At 58.7% G+C, this 16,374-nt stretch carries 16 protein-coding genes and 1 riboswitch; of the genes, 13 read left to right on the top strand and 3 right to left on the bottom strand.

Going from position 1 to position 16,374, the window contains the following annotated elements; genetic code table 11:
* Position 1 precedes the first annotated feature (1 nt).
* Positions 2-457 carry a tRNA (adenosine(37)-N6)-threonylcarbamoyltransferase complex ATPase subunit type 1 TsaE gene (gene tsaE, locus CBB91_RS02845; RefSeq protein ID WP_273011859.1) on the bottom strand — a complete coding sequence of 152 codons (456 nt, stop codon included), beginning with the start codon at positions 455-457 and terminating at the stop codon, positions 2-4.
* A gap of 164 nt (positions 458-621) precedes the next feature.
* Here tsaE and CBB91_RS02840 point away from each other — a divergent pair, with 164 nt between their 5' ends.
* The 3 genes from CBB91_RS02840 to CBB91_RS02830 all read left to right on the top strand — a co-directional run bounded on the left by CBB91_RS02840 (position 622) and on the right by CBB91_RS02830 (position 3,132).
* Positions 622-1,872: an FAD-dependent oxidoreductase gene (locus CBB91_RS02840; protein WP_273011857.1), complete on the top strand. Its 1,251-nt coding sequence runs from the start codon at positions 622-624 to the stop codon at positions 1,870-1,872.
* 17 nt (positions 1,873-1,889) lie between these two features.
* Positions 1,890-2,210 carry a 2Fe-2S iron-sulfur cluster-binding protein gene (locus CBB91_RS02835; RefSeq protein WP_273011854.1) on the top strand — a complete coding sequence of 107 codons (321 nt, stop codon included), beginning with the start codon at positions 1,890-1,892 and terminating at the stop codon, positions 2,208-2,210.
* A 133-nt stretch (positions 2,211-2,343) separates the two neighbouring features.
* A complete protein-coding gene (locus tag CBB91_RS02830) occupies positions 2,344-3,132 on the top strand; it encodes a thioesterase family protein (RefSeq protein WP_273011853.1) in 789 nt (262 codons plus the stop codon).
* 1 nt (position 3,133) lies between these two features.
* Here CBB91_RS02830 and CBB91_RS02825 read toward each other — a convergent pair whose 3' ends face one another.
* A complete protein-coding gene (locus CBB91_RS02825) occupies positions 3,134-4,024 on the bottom strand; it encodes a toll/interleukin-1 receptor domain-containing protein (protein ID WP_273011851.1) in 891 nt (296 codons plus the stop codon).
* Positions 4,025-4,174: 150 nt separating this feature from the next.
* On the opposite strand from CBB91_RS02825, the gene ychF reads away from it, so the two are divergent.
* Entirely contained in the window at positions 4,175-5,272 is a 1,098-nt protein-coding gene (gene ychF, locus CBB91_RS02820; protein WP_273011848.1) for a redox-regulated ATPase YchF, read from the top strand.
* A gap of 12 nt (positions 5,273-5,284) precedes the next feature.
* On the opposite strand, the gene CBB91_RS02815 is transcribed toward ychF, so the two are convergent.
* Complete coding sequence (locus CBB91_RS02815; RefSeq protein ID WP_273011845.1) at positions 5,285-6,361, bottom strand: acyltransferase family protein; 1,077 nt, start codon at positions 6,359-6,361, stop codon at positions 5,285-5,287.
* 1,403 nt (positions 6,362-7,764) lie between these two features.
* Between CBB91_RS02815 and CBB91_RS02810 the strand changes: the two genes are divergently transcribed.
* The 9 genes from CBB91_RS02810 (at position 7,765) to CBB91_RS02770 (ending at position 16,363) form a co-directional block, all read left to right on the top strand.
* Positions 7,765-8,454, top strand: a complete 690-nt coding sequence (locus CBB91_RS02810; RefSeq protein ID WP_272981773.1) for a hypothetical protein — start codon at positions 7,765-7,767, stop codon at positions 8,452-8,454.
* A 150-nt stretch (positions 8,455-8,604) separates the two neighbouring features.
* Positions 8,605-9,642 (top strand): nicotinate-nucleotide--dimethylbenzimidazole phosphoribosyltransferase, encoded by a 1,038-nt coding sequence (gene cobT / locus CBB91_RS02805; RefSeq protein ID WP_273011841.1) that lies wholly within the window; start codon positions 8,605-8,607, stop codon positions 9,640-9,642.
* Positions 9,639-10,397: an adenosylcobinamide-GDP ribazoletransferase gene (gene cobS, locus CBB91_RS02800; protein ID WP_273011840.1), complete on the top strand. Its 759-nt coding sequence runs from the start codon at positions 9,639-9,641 to the stop codon at positions 10,395-10,397. The genes cobT and cobS overlap by 4 nt, the downstream gene beginning before the upstream one ends.
* The gene (cobC, locus tag CBB91_RS02795; RefSeq protein WP_273011837.1) at positions 10,388-10,930 is read left to right on the top strand and encodes an alpha-ribazole phosphatase family protein; all 543 of its coding nucleotides are present in this window, start codon (positions 10,388-10,390) and stop codon (positions 10,928-10,930) included. The genes cobS and cobC overlap by 10 nt, the downstream gene beginning before the upstream one ends.
* On the top strand, positions 10,927-11,529 hold the full coding sequence (cobO, locus tag CBB91_RS02790) for a cob(I)yrinic acid a,c-diamide adenosyltransferase (protein ID WP_273011835.1): 603 nt from the start codon (positions 10,927-10,929) through the stop codon (positions 11,527-11,529). Before cobC ends, cobO begins: the two co-directional genes overlap by 4 nt.
* 56 nt (positions 11,530-11,585) lie before the next feature.
* Positions 11,586-11,776: riboswitch (cobalamin riboswitch) on the top strand.
* 161 nt (positions 11,777-11,937) lie between these two features.
* Positions 11,938-13,785, top strand: coding sequence for a TonB-dependent receptor (locus CBB91_RS02785; RefSeq protein WP_273011833.1), 1,848 nt, complete (start codon positions 11,938-11,940; stop codon positions 13,783-13,785).
* A gap of 7 nt (positions 13,786-13,792) precedes the next feature.
* Positions 13,793-14,620 (top strand): ABC transporter substrate-binding protein, encoded by an 828-nt coding sequence (locus CBB91_RS02780; protein WP_273011831.1) that lies wholly within the window; start codon positions 13,793-13,795, stop codon positions 14,618-14,620.
* Positions 14,620-15,609, top strand: coding sequence for an iron ABC transporter permease (locus CBB91_RS02775; protein ID WP_273011828.1), 990 nt, complete (start codon positions 14,620-14,622; stop codon positions 15,607-15,609). The genes CBB91_RS02780 and CBB91_RS02775 overlap by 1 nt, the downstream gene beginning before the upstream one ends.
* A complete protein-coding gene (locus CBB91_RS02770) occupies positions 15,602-16,363 on the top strand; it encodes an ABC transporter ATP-binding protein (RefSeq protein WP_273011825.1) in 762 nt (253 codons plus the stop codon). The genes CBB91_RS02775 and CBB91_RS02770 overlap by 8 nt, the downstream gene beginning before the upstream one ends.
* Positions 16,364-16,374: the final 11 nt, after the last annotated feature.

The following is a 16,374-nucleotide window of genomic DNA, read 5'->3' as shown; positions in this document are numbered from 1 at the left end:
GCTAGAATCGAAACTCATCGCACCGTTTCTGCCAGTCTTCGCCATGCGGTTCCAGCGTAACGCGCCGATGCTCACCCTCGAAGTCAAAGACAATGTCGAGACGCCAGGCTGGCAGGCGCGAACCGGCCTTGTCTGGCCATTCGATCAGCGCCACGCCGTCTTGGGTTTCATCCCAGCCGATTTCGTCCATCTCATCGGGCGACTCAAGGCGATACAGGTCAAAATGCCAGACAGGAAACTCAGGCCCATCATAAGTTTGTACCAGCGTGTAAGTGGGGCTAGGCACGTCCTCAACAGAAGGCACCAAAGCGCGGATCAATCCGCGACTGAACGTCGTCTTGCCGACACCAAGCCCGCCATGCAGGGCAATCACATCCCCCGGCTTCACCAGGCTTGCCAGCTCTGCGCCCAATTGAAGTGTACGGGCTTCGTCTTCAAGTTCGTAAGTCTGAGTCATCACATTCTGCATATAAAAGAGAACCAGGAGACACCATCGTTTCCTGTCGAAATTGCGGCAATTGGCGTGGTGACATGCCTTGCGGTAACAGGCAGACTGGCCTAGAAACAGGAAAAATGACGCATGCGTCATGAATTGACGCTACGTAGCCGGGGAACGGGATTTTGGATCTTACGGACGCAAAACGAATTGTGGTGCTTGGCGGTGGTCAGGCCGCAGCACAGGCGATCCAGTCTCTGCGAATGGGTGGCTATGACGGCGAGCTGACACTTGTCGGCGCCGAAGCCGCCCTGCCTTACCAGCGTCCCCCCCTGTCAAAAGCCTACATGAAGGGCGAGTTTGCCGAGGAACGCCTCTATTTCAAACCAGCGGCCTGGTACGAAGACAACAATGTGGATCTGGTTCTTTCGACCCGCGCCACCGCGATCAATCGAGCAGACCGGACCGTCGAAATCGAACATGGTGGCAAGCTCGACTATGACGCACTGATCATCGCCACCGGATCGCGCCCGCGGAACCTGCCGATTGAAGGCGCCAATCTCGAACATGTCTACGCGCTGAGGGATCTGGCTGATGTGGAGCGCATCCGCCCGCAGATGGTCGCAGGCCGCTCCATCGTTATCGTTGGCGCTGGCTATATCGGGCTNGAAGCNGCTGCCGTCGCCCAACAAATGGGCCTGAAGGCAACCGTGCTTGAGATGGCACCGCGCGTTCTNGCTCGCGTGACCAGCCCCGTCATGAGNGAGTTCTACGAGAACGAACANCGCCGGCAAGGCGTGGACATCCGAACAGAAACCAGCCTCTCGAAGCTCGAAGGTACGGAAGATGGAGCCGTCTCGAAAGCTGTGTTGAGTGACGGAACAGTTCTGGACGCAGATATCGTACTCGTCGGGATTGGCATTCTGCCCAACGAGGAACTCGCCAAGGACGCGGGGATCAGTTGCAATAACGGCATCCTGGTTGATCGCGACGCACGTACATCTGATCCGAGAGTGTTCGCGGCGGGCGATTGCGCGAGCCGTCCGCTTGTTCACTTCGGACGCTCCGGCCGACTGGAAAGCGTTCACAATGCGATTGAGCAAGGCAAATTGGCCGCCGCGGCAATTCTCGGCAAGTCACGGCCTGTCGAAGACTGCCCCTGGTTCTGGTCCGACCAATATGANCTGAANCTTCAAATCGCAGGCCTGAGCGAAGGNTATGACCAAATCGTCGTGCGCGGAAATCCGGAAGACCGCAAATTCGCTGCCTTTTACCTGAAAAACGGCACACTCATCGCGGTGGACGCGATCAATAGNCCGCCGGAGTTTCTGGCGTCGAAAAAGCTCATCATGTCAGGTGCAAAAATATCGGCTGACATTCTGGCAGATACATCAATATCAATGAAAGAGATTGCCGCTAAAGCATCGGCAGCTTGAAGGAGAGAAACCGGCCCATGGCGAAAATTACCTATATCGATCACGACGGCACTGAGCGTGTCGTAGAGGCACAGAACGGCGAGACCGTNATGGAAGCCGCGATCAAGAATTCCATCCCCGGCATCGATGCCGATTGNGGCGGCGCCTGCGCCTGCGCCACGTGCCATGTCTATGTGGACGCAGCCTTCATGGATAAGGTTGGCGAACAGGAAGAGATGGAAAAGTCCATGCTGGATTTTGCCGAGAACGTTCAGGAAAACTCCCGCCTGTCCTGCCAGATCACCGTATCGGACGCGCTCGACGGCCTGAAGGTGACCACACCGGAAAGCCAGCACTAGTCTGCGCCTTAAATCGCAATTCACAACGCCCCGGTCAAAGCTGGGGCGTTTTTGCATCTGGATGCCCCAGCGTTACCAGTTGGTTCTTTTCCGGAACTGACTAAGTCTGAGCGGCAAGATACGGAGACTTTCAATGGACTTCACATCCCTCATGGAGAGCGGCAAGCAGACCGGAGACCGGTCAGTATCGTTTCACATTCCCGAGACCTGGATGCAGGGGCGCACGACCTATGGCGGCCTGACATCCGCGCTCTGCCTGAAGGCCGCGCTGCCAACATCGGGCGGACGACAGATCCGCTCCGCCCAAGTGGCCTTTGTCGGCCCCGTTTCCGGTGATGTCGAATGTACCGCCACACTGCTGCGCGAAGGCAAGAACACTGTGTTCACAAGCGTGCGGATGACCGGCGAGACCGGAGTAGCTGCAGAAGCCATCTTTGCATTCGGCGCACACAGGGAGTCCCGGCTGAACTTTGCTCACCTCCCCGCGCCGGACGTCAGCACCCCGGAAGAAACGATGTCCTTCTTCGGAGATTCAAATCGCCGCCCGGCCTTCACGCGGAACTTCAATATGAGATTGGCCGCAGGTCAGCCGCCNATGTCGGGNGCANACAAGGCCGACATGTCNCTATGGATGCGTCACAAGGATGGGGCCGTCGCGCCGAGTGACATTTCTGTTCTGGCGCTGGCAGATGCCCCGCCCCCAGCGTCCATGGCCATGCTGACCGAACCAGCCTTGATCAGTTCCATGACCTGGATGGCAGAGTTCCTGACGGACGATATCCAGACGGATGACGGCTGGTTCCTTGCCCGCCACATCGCGGAAGCGTCAAAGGATGGATACAACAGTCAGNCAATGACACTCTGGAATACGCGCGGTGAGCCAATCATGATCGGNCGGCAGACGATCGCGATGTTTGCGTAATCTAGTCTTCGGAGTCTGGCGTTTCGGTGTCATTGATAATCGGGCCAGGCTCCAACACTTTCAGGAGCGAAGCAGGAACCTCTCCAACGGGACAGGCCTGTTGCAGAACATAAGCGTTTCCAACACCTGGCGCACCTGCGTGAACCGGAGCTGCAATCGTCTGCGACCGAAAGATCCAGCTGAGGAAGAACATCGCGAACACAGCAGCACCTACAGCCGCGAGCGTGCCCCACCCCATTCCGAGCGGATCGGATGCCTTGGTCGCATTTGTGGCAACAGGCTTGCGAACGGCGCTCTGGCTCGGGACAGGCTTGACGGAAGCTTTCGCCAGCGCTGCAGCGCTCGCAGTTTCTGCGGCTGGCGCAGGCTTGATGCCCATCGCCTTCTCGCGCTTCTTCTTGTCGTCAATAGCAATTGGATCGTCTGGATGCGCNGCGATCCAATCGGCCCGCGCATCTTCGTCCTTTTTGCCATACCCCATCCATTCGCGCAGATCGGACCGGCCAGCACGCTGCCCGAGCTCTTCGATCATCTTGTAGAAGCCTTCCGGCGTCTTGCGGGAGGTCATGCCTTCAATAGAAAANCGCTTGTCGCTCTTGAACGGNTCATAGGGAATGGTTTTGTCGAGGCTTGTCTGAACGAGCATGCCAGGACGTGAATGGCCNACCGAGGCCGCTGCCCGCACCCAATCACTTTTCACCGCATCCTTGGACCACATGACCAGCATGTATTCGGAATTGCCCGCATTGCGCGCATCCTTGGCGTCAAACGTGNTGTCGGTCTGTTTCTGATCAAACCAGACCTTGAACTTCAGGGAGCGTAAACGCCGCGCGACAAGCTTCGCCATGTCGCGATCCTCGATCGCCGAGACCAGAAAAACATCATACGCCATGTGCGCGCCACCTCTTGAAGTAACNGGCCAAGCATACCCATAGACCCTTAACATTCCACCCAATTCCGCTGTGAGGCGATATTTCAGTCTGTTTTTCGGCTGAGAATACCGCTAGTTGCGCGGCGTAACCAATTATTCGGGAGCTCTCTCATGGGTTTCAAATGCGGCATCGTCGGCCTCCCAAATGTGGGTAAGTCCACGCTCTTCAACGCGCTTACGCAAACAGCCGCCGCACAGGCTGCCAACTATCCATTCTGCACCATTGAACCCAACGTCGGTGAAGTGGCCGTTCCGGAGCCCCGCCTTCAAAAGCTGGCCGAAGTGGCAGGGTCAAAGGAAATCATTCCCGCCCGCATGAATTTCGTGGACATTGCCGGCCTGGTTGAAGGAGCTTCCCAGGGAGAAGGACTAGGCAACAAATTCCTGGCCAATATTCGCGAGACGGACGCCGTAATCTACGTGCTGCGCTGCTTCGAGAATGACGACATCACGCATGTCAGCGGCAAGGTCGATCCGATCGCCGACTTCGAAGTCGTTGAAACAGAGCTGATGCTGGCCGATCTCGAAAGCCTTGAAAAGCGCAAGGCCGGCGTCGTGAAGAAAGCGAATTCTGGCGACAAGGAAGCGAAGGCGCAGGTGGCGCTGATCGACCTAGCACTCGCCGAATTGACNGAAGGTCGTCCTGCTCGCCGGGCAGAAGTCGCAAAGGACGACATCAAAGCCTGGAACATGCTGCAATTGCTGACATCGAAGCCAGTGCTCTTCGTCGCGAACGTCGACGAAGAGAGCGCGGCGACCGGGAACGAATATTCCAAACGCGTCGAGGAACGCGCCGAACAAGAGGGCGCCGGGTGCGTCGTGATTTCAGCACAGATCGAAGCTGAGCTTGCGCTGCTGGATGATCCTGACCGCGGCGAATACCTGGAGACACTCGGCCTGGAAGAGCCCGGCCTGACCCGGTTGATCCATGCCGGCTACGACCTGCTGGACTTGCAGACCTACTTCACCGCAGGCCCGAAAGAGTCTCGCGCCTGGACCATTCGCAAAGGGTGGACAGCGCCGAAAGCCGCCGGTGTCATCCATGGCGACTTCGAGAAGGGCTTCATTCGCGCCGAGACGATCGCNTTTGAAGACTATGTCGCGCACAATGGCGAAGCAGGCGCAAAGGAAGCTGGCAAAATGCGCGCCGAAGGCAAGGAATACGTCGTTCAGGATGGCGACGTGATGCTGTTNCGCTTCAACGTCTGATCCCTACGACAATTACTCCGCCGACAGCGAAGCGCGGCCCTTTCCTGAGCGTTTCGCTGTCAGGCTTGCCCATTTCGGCCGAACATACAGGAAGTTCAAAGCCGTGCCTCGGATCAGGGCATGGAACATTAGCGGCAGGCCGACAGCCAGGATAAGCGCCAGCGCACTGGCCAGCCCAATGTCGCCAAACGGCGCCCCGAATTTCGGCAGCACGAAACGCTCCATCAGGACGAGCGGAAATACGTAGGTCAGGTAAATGACGATTGAGTGCTGCCCGCAATAACGCAGGAAGTCAGCAGCCTTGAACCGTGTCAACAGAGACGACACCACGCAGACGGCAGTGGCCCCTGCCATACCGAACACGAAACTGGTGATGACCTGCTCGTGAAGGTCCAAGGTAACAGCCCACCAATTTACCACGGCCCAGACCATCAGTCCGGCAAGCCAAATCAATGGCGCTTTCGCGGCGCGTTCCGCAAACTGGAATATCTGTGGCGCGAACGCGTAGCCGAGAAAGAAATAGACATACCGGTTGCAGAAGCGGTCGATGATGCCCCAGCNTGTGTCGATAATGACGAGCTGATAAAGCGATTGAAGAATGAACGCCCCCGCAAACACAATCCATATCGGCACGTTGCGGAGCAAACGGGTCACAACATAGAAAANCGCCAGCATGTGCACGAACCAAAGCGAGTTGCTCGGTTCTACCAGGCTGAACAACCACATCTTCACGAANTAGCCAGGATGCTCGACCATCCAGTCAAAGTGCAGAACAGGAAACTGCAGCGTCAGCCAGAGCAGGTAGAAATAGACGAAATGTACGATCTTCCGATCGACATAGCCGCTGAGCGGGCCGTGAATGCTCCGCCCAAGAAAAAGTCCCGCGACCAGGAAAAAGTCCGGAATTCGGAATGGCCGGGCGAAGTCCACCACAGGATGCATCCACCCCATGCCGTCCAACACNTGCTCAACACCATTCACGGTGTGCATCATCACAACGAGTATGATGCAAATCCCCTTTGCGTAATCGACCCAATCAATCCTTGCAGCAGGTATGGANGACGCGGCGTNTTTCGCNGTGTTGCTCATGCCGAAACAACCTCCTCAAATTCGGCTGTGCCGGTNTGAGTTGTTGCCGCCTGAAGACAGTCAGCCATCCAGTCGAAGGACTTCTGTACACGTTGAACAGCATGTCGCTCTTCAGAGAGCACGCTGGACTCCCCTTCCGGCAGCCAGAAATAAGGGTTCGCTTCCCATATCATGACCTGGCCATCGGGACGAATACTGTAGTCGACCGCTGCGATATCAAGACCGAGGCTCCGGACAGCCTGCACAAGATGGGCACGACCAAGCACTGGGCTGTTGAAGTATTGCTGATCCGCCTCAATCAACTCGTCAAGCAGATGTCGGTGATATCCGAATTTGCGCGCTACGGCGCGATTGTGGCTGGATTCTCNGGAGAAAAGTGAATTTGAAAGACCTACGATAGGGCTTTTGGAGAAGAACAGATGGCTGGCCATGACCTGGTCGCCAATCACAAAGGCGCGTGCCTTGTGATGGTACTCGCGGAACAAGTGCGAAAACCCACCCCGTACGTNGCGGTACTCCTGGCGAATGTCATAGAGCCGCAGAACAGCTGATGCAGTGCCGGACGTCAGTGAGCANCGCGCAAGATCTTCCTGATTTCGGACGATAGTCACATCGCGCTGTGCATGTTCGCAATCGCTCCGCACAATGCAGGGCTTCCCCAACTCGAATACTGCAGACCTCAGCTGAGAGTCATTCCGCACCAGACGAACTGCAGCGCTCGGCACCTTTTTTTCGCTCCAGATGCGCGCTTGCATCGTCTTNGACGTATTGCAAAGCGCCTCTGGGTGGTTCAGCACTTTCAAACNGAGCGCCTCTGCCTCATCCGCGATAGCTTTGGCCTCTCTATAGCAATCTGGATATTTCTGTTGCAGCGGGTCGCCCAGCCAGAACACAATTGCACGCACGTCCGCCAAACTTGGAACGCCTGCTCCAGTCTCGTGAATTCGAATATCCTGGAGCAANGAGTGGTTTGTTTGCGCCAAACGCTTCTGGAAAGCCTTTCCTGTCGGAACCTCCCGTCCACGTCCCNTGCCNTGAACCACNACCAGTATCTTGCTGTTCTGAGTCGTTTGCATGTGCCGCAATCCCAATATCTGACATCGGCTCTGACGGCCGAGTTCTGTAGCGATATCAACGCAAGGCGCATGCCAAATTTTGGTCGTAAACCCTAGGATCCGTTCCGGACAGAGAGTTCAAAAGCACCTATCGGAAATTGTCGNACCGATATTCCAAANGTCGAAACCATCTCAGCCCACCCATCCTGTTGNGCGGTCAGCTGCTTCCACANCGTTAACANGACCGGACGNCACCTTCTGTCGCGAAAAAATCCACAGAAGTGTATCGACAAGCTCGAAAACTTTAATGATATATCTTTTGAGGGCTTATGAAGGGAATTTGGCTCAATGGATTTTTTCGTAACACATGAACTCGCCATCCTGAGATGGTTGCACATCGTCGCCATGGTCTACTGGCTGGGTGGTGAATGGGGCGTCTTCCAGACCAGCTACAAGGTGGTGAACACTTCACTGTCGTTCGAAGAACGTGCCCGCCACATGGAAACGGCATACCGGATCGACATCATGGCAAGGACCGGCATTATCTCCTTGCTGCCACTCGGCCTGCACATGGGCTACCTATGGGGTCTTCAGCCTCTCGGCGGCGGATGGCTCGTGGCAATGTGGATCGTCTGGGTGATCTGGATGGCAATCACGTGGGGCGCCTTTGCCAATCGTGGCAGCAAGCTCGGCCTGTTCCTGTCCAACATCGAAGACTGGACGCGTTACCTGCTGATCCCGACCCTGTTGTTCCTGTCCATCTCCTCGCTTCTCGGCAATGGCCCATTCGAGGCGGGCGACGGCCAGAAATGGTACTCGGCAAAGATGCTGACCTATGGATGCCTGCTGATCCTCGGCGTGATCCTGCGGTTGATCATGCATGAATGGCGCGCATTGTTCCCAATTCTTGAAAAGGGACCGAACGCCGAAGTCGAACGCAAGTTGCAACGGTCCATGTTTATCGGTCGCTGCACGGCCTATACCTACTGGGTTGGCATTCTTGCCACTGCATTCTTCGGCGCCGTTAAGCCTTTCTAGCAATTTTGGAGGGAGCCTCCCCTTGAGGCTCCCTCCGCCCCCAAAAGCGATGGCAACATCGAATGTTGCGCGCACGAAACACCTGTACATTTATCTCTTGGGCCGCATAAGACCCGCTCTTCCAGAGCGTAGCTGAGCGGAACAATTGAAATGCGATCTTCCGAAACAGACCTCCAAACCGGCTCAAGCGTCCTATCGCTGTCCGAGATTCAGTCTGCTATCGACAACAAGACCAAGCCGCTCGGCGCACTGGGAGAGATCGAGACTCTCGCAGCCCAGATCGCGAATATCCAGCAGACCCTCACCCCGCAGGCCGATACGTGTCGCCTGACCATCTTTGCAGCGGATCACGGAATGGCGCTGGCTGGCGTATCGGCGTTTCCCCAAGCGGTGACACGCCAAATGGTGNTCAACTTCCTGACCGAAGGAGCCGCAGCAAATGTGTTTGCCCGCTCGGTTGGCGCGGAAATTCAGGTGGTGGATGCCGGCGTATGTGGTGACCCGATCATTGACGAGCGGTTGCTCCAGAAGCGCATCGGGAACGGCACGGCGAACGCCATTGAACGTCCCGCCATGACACCGGACCAGGTTCGCTCGGCGCTCGCATCAGGCTCCGCCCTTGGCCATGATGGCAACGAAGCAGTGGCGTGCTTTGGAGAGATGGGTATCGGCAACACGTCATCGGCCAGCCTTGTGGCTGCGAAGGTTCTGGGTCTCCCGGTCACCGAAATCACCGGTCGCGGGACAGGACTTGATGACGACGGACTTCAGCGCAAATCCGCCCTGCTGGAAATTGCAGCCACCCGGACNGATGCGCANTTGGACGCCAAGGCAGCGCTCNAGGAATATGGCGGCTTTGAAATCGCGATGATGACGGGCGCCATGCTTGGCGCAGCNGCGGCTGGAAAGATCGTGATCGTNGANGGGTTNATTGCCTCGGCAGCAGCATTGGCAGCTTCCAGAATTGCCCCGGAGAGCCGCGCGAACATGGTGTTCGCCCATCAGTCGGCCGAAGCCGGCCATGCCCGCATTCTGGACGCGTTGGAGGCGAGGCCCCTGCTTCAACTCAATATGCGACTGGGCGAAGGGACTGGCGCGCTGCTCGCCTTCCCGCTCGTGAGAGCCGCCGCAGACATGCTGCGCGACATGGCGAGCTTTGAAAGCGCAGGCGTAAGCGGGCCAGCATGATTGGCGAGTTTGCGAAGTTTGTGCTCGCGGCGCAATTCCTGACGCGCTTGCCGCTTCGAACCGACCGGCTATTCACGCCTGAACGCATGGCCGAGGCGCCTCGCTACTTTGCGCTTGTAGGCCTTCTGATCGGATTGGTGTGCACGGGCATCTACTGGCTTGCCGCGCTTGTCCTGCCACATCTGATGGCAATCCTGATCGCGATGGGCACCAGCCTGCTGTTAACCGGCGCGTTCCATGAGGACGGGCTGGCTGACACGTTCGATGGCATTGGTGGCGGGCTCAACAAGGCACGCGCGCTGGAGATCATGAAAGACAGCCGATTGGGCACCTATGGCGCCGCAGCCTTGTTCATGGCCTTGGCGCTGAAGGCGGGCGCATTGTTTGCCCTGCCGCCTGTCTGGGTTTGCACAGCGCTTCCTCTGGCGCATTGCCTGTCGCGGGGCTCTGCCGTGCTGGTGATTGCGACAAGCCGCTATGTCCGGGACGAAGGCACCGGAAAGCCCGTGGCCAAAGGGATCTCAGCTGTCACGCTTGTCGTCACCTGTCTCACCCTGTCGGGGGCTGTCGCCATATGTCTCCTGGTGTTGCCATTTGTCGCCGTCGTGTCGTCCTTTGTCGCCATGTGTCTGATGCATGTCGCCATGCGCGCCTTCTTTCAGCCAAAGCTCGGAGGCTATACCGGCGACACGCTAGGCGCGGTCCAGCAGGCGAGCGAGATCGGCATCTATCTGGGACTGCTGGCATGGCTCTGACGCTGCTGCGCCATACGACGCCAGATGTCGCGCCGGGCATTTGCTATGGCCGGACGGACCTGGATGTGGTGGACACATTCGTCGAGGAAGCGACGCGCGTCGTAGCCTCTCTGCCACGGGTCGACCGCATCTACTCCAGCCCGCTAATGCGCTGTGCCAGCCTGGCAGACTTCGTGGGAGAACAGACAGGCCTGTCCCCCATCCGGGACGACCGATTGATCGAGATGGATTTCGGCCGATGGGAGATGCAGCCCTGGGGCGACCTGCCCCGACACGAACTTGACGCTTGGGCCAATGACTTCCTTGACGCGCGTCCGCATGGCGGCGAAAGCGTTGCCGAACTCACCGCGCGCACCCGCGCCGCAATTTCAGACCTGAACACACCGGATACTCACACGCTCATCGTGACCCATGCCGGGGTGATCAAGGCGGCTTTCGCCGCACTGGGCGGAGACCATCATTATCGCAGCACAGTGTCCTATGGGGGGCATGTCACGCTGCTGGAGCACAGACCGAGGAGCGCCCCATCATGACGGACGACACATCCCACACCGAAAAGATGAAGGCGCTTCAGGAAGAACAGCGCAAGAAAACGGACGCGGCCTCCGTGCCGGATCGCGGATTGGTGCTGGTCCACACAGGCAATGGCAAGGGGAAGTCCAGCTCCGCCTTCGGCGTGATCGCCCGCGCACTTGGTTGGGACCAGAAAGTGGGCGTCGTCCAGTTCATCAAAGGAAAATGGATCACCGGGGAACGGCAGTTTTTCAGCAAGTTCCCAGACCAGCTGGACTGGCACACAATGGGCGAAGGCTTCACCTGGGACACGCAGGACAAGGCCCGGGACATTGCCGCTGCGGAGGCCGCCTTTGCACGCGCGAAAGACATGATGGCAAGCGGCAAGTATGATCTGGTCGTGCTCGACGAGATCAACATCGCCATGCGCTATGACTATCTGGCCGTTGATGCCGTGCTGGACGGGCTGAAGGCGAGGTCCGGCCAGACAAGCGTGATCCTGACAGGGCGCGACGCCAAGCCGGCGCTTTGCGACTATGCCGACCTCGTCAGCGAAATGGTCGAAATCAAGCACCCCTTCAAAGCGGGCCTGAAGGCCAAGCGCGGCGTCGATTTCTGACCACTTTGCCGCGCATCCTGTCGTGCGTGCAGTATTGACAGCGTGACAGGCTTGCAACAATACGAGCGCNAGATGGTGCTTTCTGCAAGGAAAGCTAAGAGGGAAGCCGATGAGAATTCGGCGCTGTACCCGCAACTGTGAACCGGGAGTTCATGGCCACGAAAGCCACTGGAGCAACAGCTCTGGGAAGGCGGCCAGGAACGCAGATCGGTGAGCCAGGAGACCTGCCATCGCGTCGTTCGTCCGGAGGCCGGGAATAGTTCTCAGCGGGCGGGAAGGCTGCGTGCCTCTCCTTTGTAACGACATCCGAACCTTGGGCCTGGCCGTCCGCACCGATCACAAGGTGAGGCCAGATTGTCGTTATGAACTGCATCCACCATTCGGGCGGCTGGGATGCGAGGAAAACACATGTTTTACAAAACCGCTCTCCTCGGAGCNGTTGCTNTCGGNGCGTCATTATCCGNACTCGCACAGACGGACACCGCGGAAGAAACCAAGCTGGACACCATCACAGTCAACGGCTCGCGCCTTGACCAGACGCTGACGGAAATCGGCTCCAGCGTCTCGCTCATCACGAATGAAGACCTCGACGAGCTGGGCGTTGACTTCGCTCTGGACGCAGTGGCGACCGCACCGGGNNTCACCGTCAATCAGAATGGAGCCTTTGGCGGCAANGCCAGCGTTCGCATTCGCGGCGCTTCCAGTGACCAGACTCTTGTCCTGATTGACGGAGTTCCGGTAAATGACCCCACCGGAACGGGTGGCGGATACAATTTCGCCTATCTCGACACGGACAATATTGAGCGCATCGAAGTGCTGAAAGGCCCGCAATCCACACTATGGGGCAGCGATGCCATCGGCGGCGTGGTATCCATNACCACGAAGCAGCCAAGCNAAGGCCTCACCGGATCCGTATTCGGCGAGTACGGCTCTTTCAANACGCTTCGCGGCGGCGCAGCCATCAGCAATGCCAGTGAAACCGGCGATTTCCGGATCGCGGCCACGGGCCTGACCACGGANGGCATTTCCAAGGCGGATGAGGACAATGGCAACACGGAAGATGATGCCTATGAGTCCCAGACCGTGTCCGCCAAAGGCGGCCTGAACCTGCCAAACAGCGTCCGTCTCGAAACCAGCATTCTGTGGAGCGACACAGAGTCCGAGTATGACAGCTATTCCGGCAGTGCGCAGGGCAATGTTGCCGATGGCGACGAAGTCTCGAACTCCGAAACGCTGACGGGATATGTCACCCTGAAAGCTCCCCTGTTTGACGGCTTGCTCGATAATCTCGTGCAGATCGGCTATTCCGACATTGAACGCGAGAATGTCTCAAATGGTGCACAGAGCTACCTGACCGAAGGCGACCGCGTCCTTTACCGGTACCAGGGCACACTGAACATCAATGATGCGAANAAGCTGGCGTTTGGTGCTGAGCGAGAAGAAACATCAGCAAACGATCAGGACTCAGCTATCGACAGCCTGTTCGCACTCTACGAATACAAGCCGGTCGAAACACTNACCCTGACGGGCGGCGTTCGCATCGACGACCATGANGGCTTCGGCTCCGAGACNACAGGACGTGCCGCTGCGGCNTGGAACGCCACTGACCAATTGATCGTGCGCGCCAGCTGGGCGCAAGGNTTCAAGGCNCCGAGCATTTTCCAGTCGACCTATATCTGCACNTTCTGNGGNCTGACGGCTCCAAACCCNAATCTCAAGCCGGAAACGTCCGAAGCCTTCGACATCGGTGTTGAGTGGCNCTCTGCGGATCAACGCCTGATGCTGGGCGCGACCGTGTTCGACCAGGAAACCGACAATCTCATCGATTTTTCCTTCACGGCTGGCTATGACAACATCGCCTTTGTTGAATCTAAGGGCATCGAACTGGTCGGCGCCTACAGCCTCACGGAATGGCTGAATGTTTCTGCGAACTACACNTATATCGATGCCGAAGACGGCGATGGCAACGAGCTCTCCCGACTGCCGGAGAATTCCGCCAATGTGACGCTCTCTCTCGACCCTGAAGGCCCGTTCGCCGGATCCGTGATCGTGCGCCACAATGGCGAGGAAGCCAACACCAACAGCACCGACCTGGACAGCTGGACGCGGCTCGACCTGACTGGACGCTACGACATCAATGAGAAGGTCGAGCTTTACGGGCGGATCGAGAACCTCTTTGATGAGGATTATCAGCAAATCCTAGGCTACGGCACGCCGGGAACGTCTGGTTCCCTCGGCATCCGCCTGCGATTCTAGGCACGTAATGACGAGACTGATTGCCCCCCTGATCGCCCTGCTCCTGTCCGCATGCGGACAGGGCCTGGCACCGGAGGCAGAGCGGCCCGACCGCCCTGCACGGGTGGTCAGTCTCGATTATTGCGCGGATCAGTACGTCCTGAAACTTCTCGACCGGGAGCACATTCTGGCGCTCTCGCCCGATGCGGCGCGNGAGTTTTCCTACATGCGCGACGCAGCGAAGGGTTTGCCAACTGTCCGCCCCACCGCNGAAGACGTTCTCATCNTGAAGCCAGACCTCGTGGTACGCACCTATGGAGGTGGNCCGAACGCNTCCGCCTTTTTCCGNAAGGCCGGTGTGCCCGTGGTGGATGTTGGCTGGACGCCTGACATCCCGTCCGTCATGGCGAACACNCAACGCATCGCGGACGAACTCGGCGAAAGCGAACGGGGTGCGGCCGTAAATGCGCAGATGCAACAAAGGCTGGCCGATCTCCGCCAGCGCACGGATGGGCAAGTCGCCCTCTACATGACCCCCGCCGGCGTAACGACGGGTCCGGGGTCGCTGATCCATGAAATGATCGAAGCTGCTGGCCTGACCAACATGCAGACCGAGCCTGGCTGGCGGTCCATTCCGCTGGAACGGCTCGCCTATGAAAAGCCAGATCTTGTCGCGGCCGCATTCTTTGGCTCCAGAACCAATCATCCCGACGCGTGGAGCCCCATGAAACATCCCGTTGCGCGGACACAGCTGACCAAGAGCGAGGTGGTCTCTCTCGAAGGCGCATGGACATCCTGCAGCGGCTGGTTTCTGATGGATGCCGTTGAAGCAATGGCGGAAGGGACAGAGCGATGATGCGTGACTCCCTTCTCATGCCTGCGCTGATCATCGCGAGTGTCATCGCCCTNNTCGCCGCCTGCTTNCTGGGCTCGACAGCGCTCCCGGCAGACCGCCTNCTGTCAGCCCTGTTCGGCGGCGCGNACGCCGGAGACCGGTTGGTCGTGTGGCAGATCCGCCTGCCCCGCGCGATCGCGGCCTATATTGTGGGCGCCGCCCTCGGCATCAGCGGCGCNGCGCTGCAGGGATTGCTAAGAAACCCTCTGGCCGAGCCCGGCGTGCTGGGCGTGTCAGCGTCGGCGTCCCTGATGGCTACGTTCTCGCTCTACTACGGCATCGCGACGATCACGCCCTGGGCCCTGCCAATNGCGGCAATTATTGGTGCACTGACGGCAACTGCGGTGATAACAATTGCGGCCCTGAGAACACAATCNGTGGTGACGCTCATCCTGATNGGAGTCGGCCTGTCCAGCTTTGCGGGTGCAGCNATGAGCTTGTTGATGAACCTGGCGCCGAACCCTTTCTCCCTCTCCGACATGATCAACTGGATGCTTGGCTCAGTCGCCAATCGCAGCTTTGACGAGATCNGGCTGGCTGCGCCGTTCATCCTTGCAGGCGGGCTGATCCTGTTTGTGACGCGCCGGGGCCTGTCCGCNCTGACACTCGGCGAAGAGGCCGCAAGNGGCATCGGGCTTGACCTTCGGCGGCAACGCATCGCGACCGTTGTGGGCGCGGGTCTGGCAACNGGCGGCGCAGTCGCCCTGGCTGGCGCGATCGGCTTTGTCGGCATTGTCGCNCCGCACATCATCCGGCCATTCGTGGGACACGATCCGGCGCGCTCNTTNATCCCGTCCGCGCTTCTTTCCGGTCTNATCCTTGTCGTTGCAGATATCTTCGTGCGCCTGATCCCCACGTCATCAGAGCTTAAGCTCGGCGTCGTCGCCGCCCTGATCGGTGCACCAGCCTTNGTCTGGATCGCNATGCAAAGGCGGGCTGGAAATGACTGAGTTGACCGTACAGAACATCTCTGTCCANGCGGATAGGTCCATCCTGGTCGATGATGCGAGCTTTGCCCTGGCACGCGGGGAGTTTGTCGCGCTGCTCGGTCCGAACGGCGCAGGCAAGACCAGTCTCATTCGCGCCGCGATGGGGCTGCAGGATGTCAGCGCGGGACAACGCCTGCTAGGNGGAGCCGATGTNANGACGCTGTCNCCAGCAGAACGCGCCCGTCAGATTGCCTACCTNCCCCAGACCCGTCCGCTCGCTTGGCCCAATTCGGTCCGAGACGTCGTGTCTCTCGGGCGGTTCAGTCATGGCGCGCCGCTTGGCCGCCTGAAAGGGCTGGACGCCGAGGCAGTTGACCGCGCGCTTCAGGCCTGCGGGCTCTCAGACCTCGCCACGCGCAAGACAAACACGCTGTCAGGCGGCGAACTGGCGCGCGTACACTGTGCCCGGGCCTTTGCCGCCGAAGCCCCCTTGCTGATCGCGGACGAGCCGATTGCCGCGCTCGACCCACGCCAGCAATTCCGAATTCTCGACCTGATCAAATCCTATGTCGACCANGGCGGCGGCGCGCTTGTCGTACTGCACGATATTCAGCTTGCGGCCCGGTANGCGTCGCGAATGATCTGGATGAAGGATGGCANGATCGTCGCCGATGGNCCACCAGCCGACACACTTACGCCTGATCGGCTCAAGGACATTTATGGCGTCACCGCCCGTATTGAGGGCACCCAGATCTTCATCGAAGGTGCTGTGTGACCGCTCGAGCC

Origin of the sequence: Hyphomonas sp. TMED31 (assembly GCF_002172815.1) — a bacterium.
Taxonomy (GTDB): Bacteria; Pseudomonadota; Alphaproteobacteria; order Caulobacterales; family Hyphomonadaceae; genus Hyphomonas; species Hyphomonas atlantica.
The sequence above is the reverse complement of the archived record's forward strand: the minus strand, read 5'-3'. Positions and strand labels throughout refer to the sequence as shown.

Coding starts and splice junctions, on each gene's coding strand:
- cobC (WP_273011837.1), top strand. CDS start 10,388: ATGGCTCTGACGCTGCTGCGCCATACGACGCCAGATGTCGCGCCGGGC.
- tsaE (WP_273011859.1), bottom strand. CDS start 457: ATGACTCAGACTTACGAACTTGAAGACGAAGCCCGTACACTTCAATTG.
- cobO (WP_273011835.1), top strand. CDS start 10,927: ATGACGGACGACACATCCCACACCGAAAAGATGAAGGCGCTTCAGGAA.
- cobS (WP_273011840.1), top strand. CDS start 9,639: ATGATTGGCGAGTTTGCGAAGTTTGTGCTCGCGGCGCAATTCCTGACG.
- CBB91_RS02810 (WP_272981773.1), top strand. CDS start 7,765: ATGGATTTTTTCGTAACACATGAACTCGCCATCCTGAGATGGTTGCAC.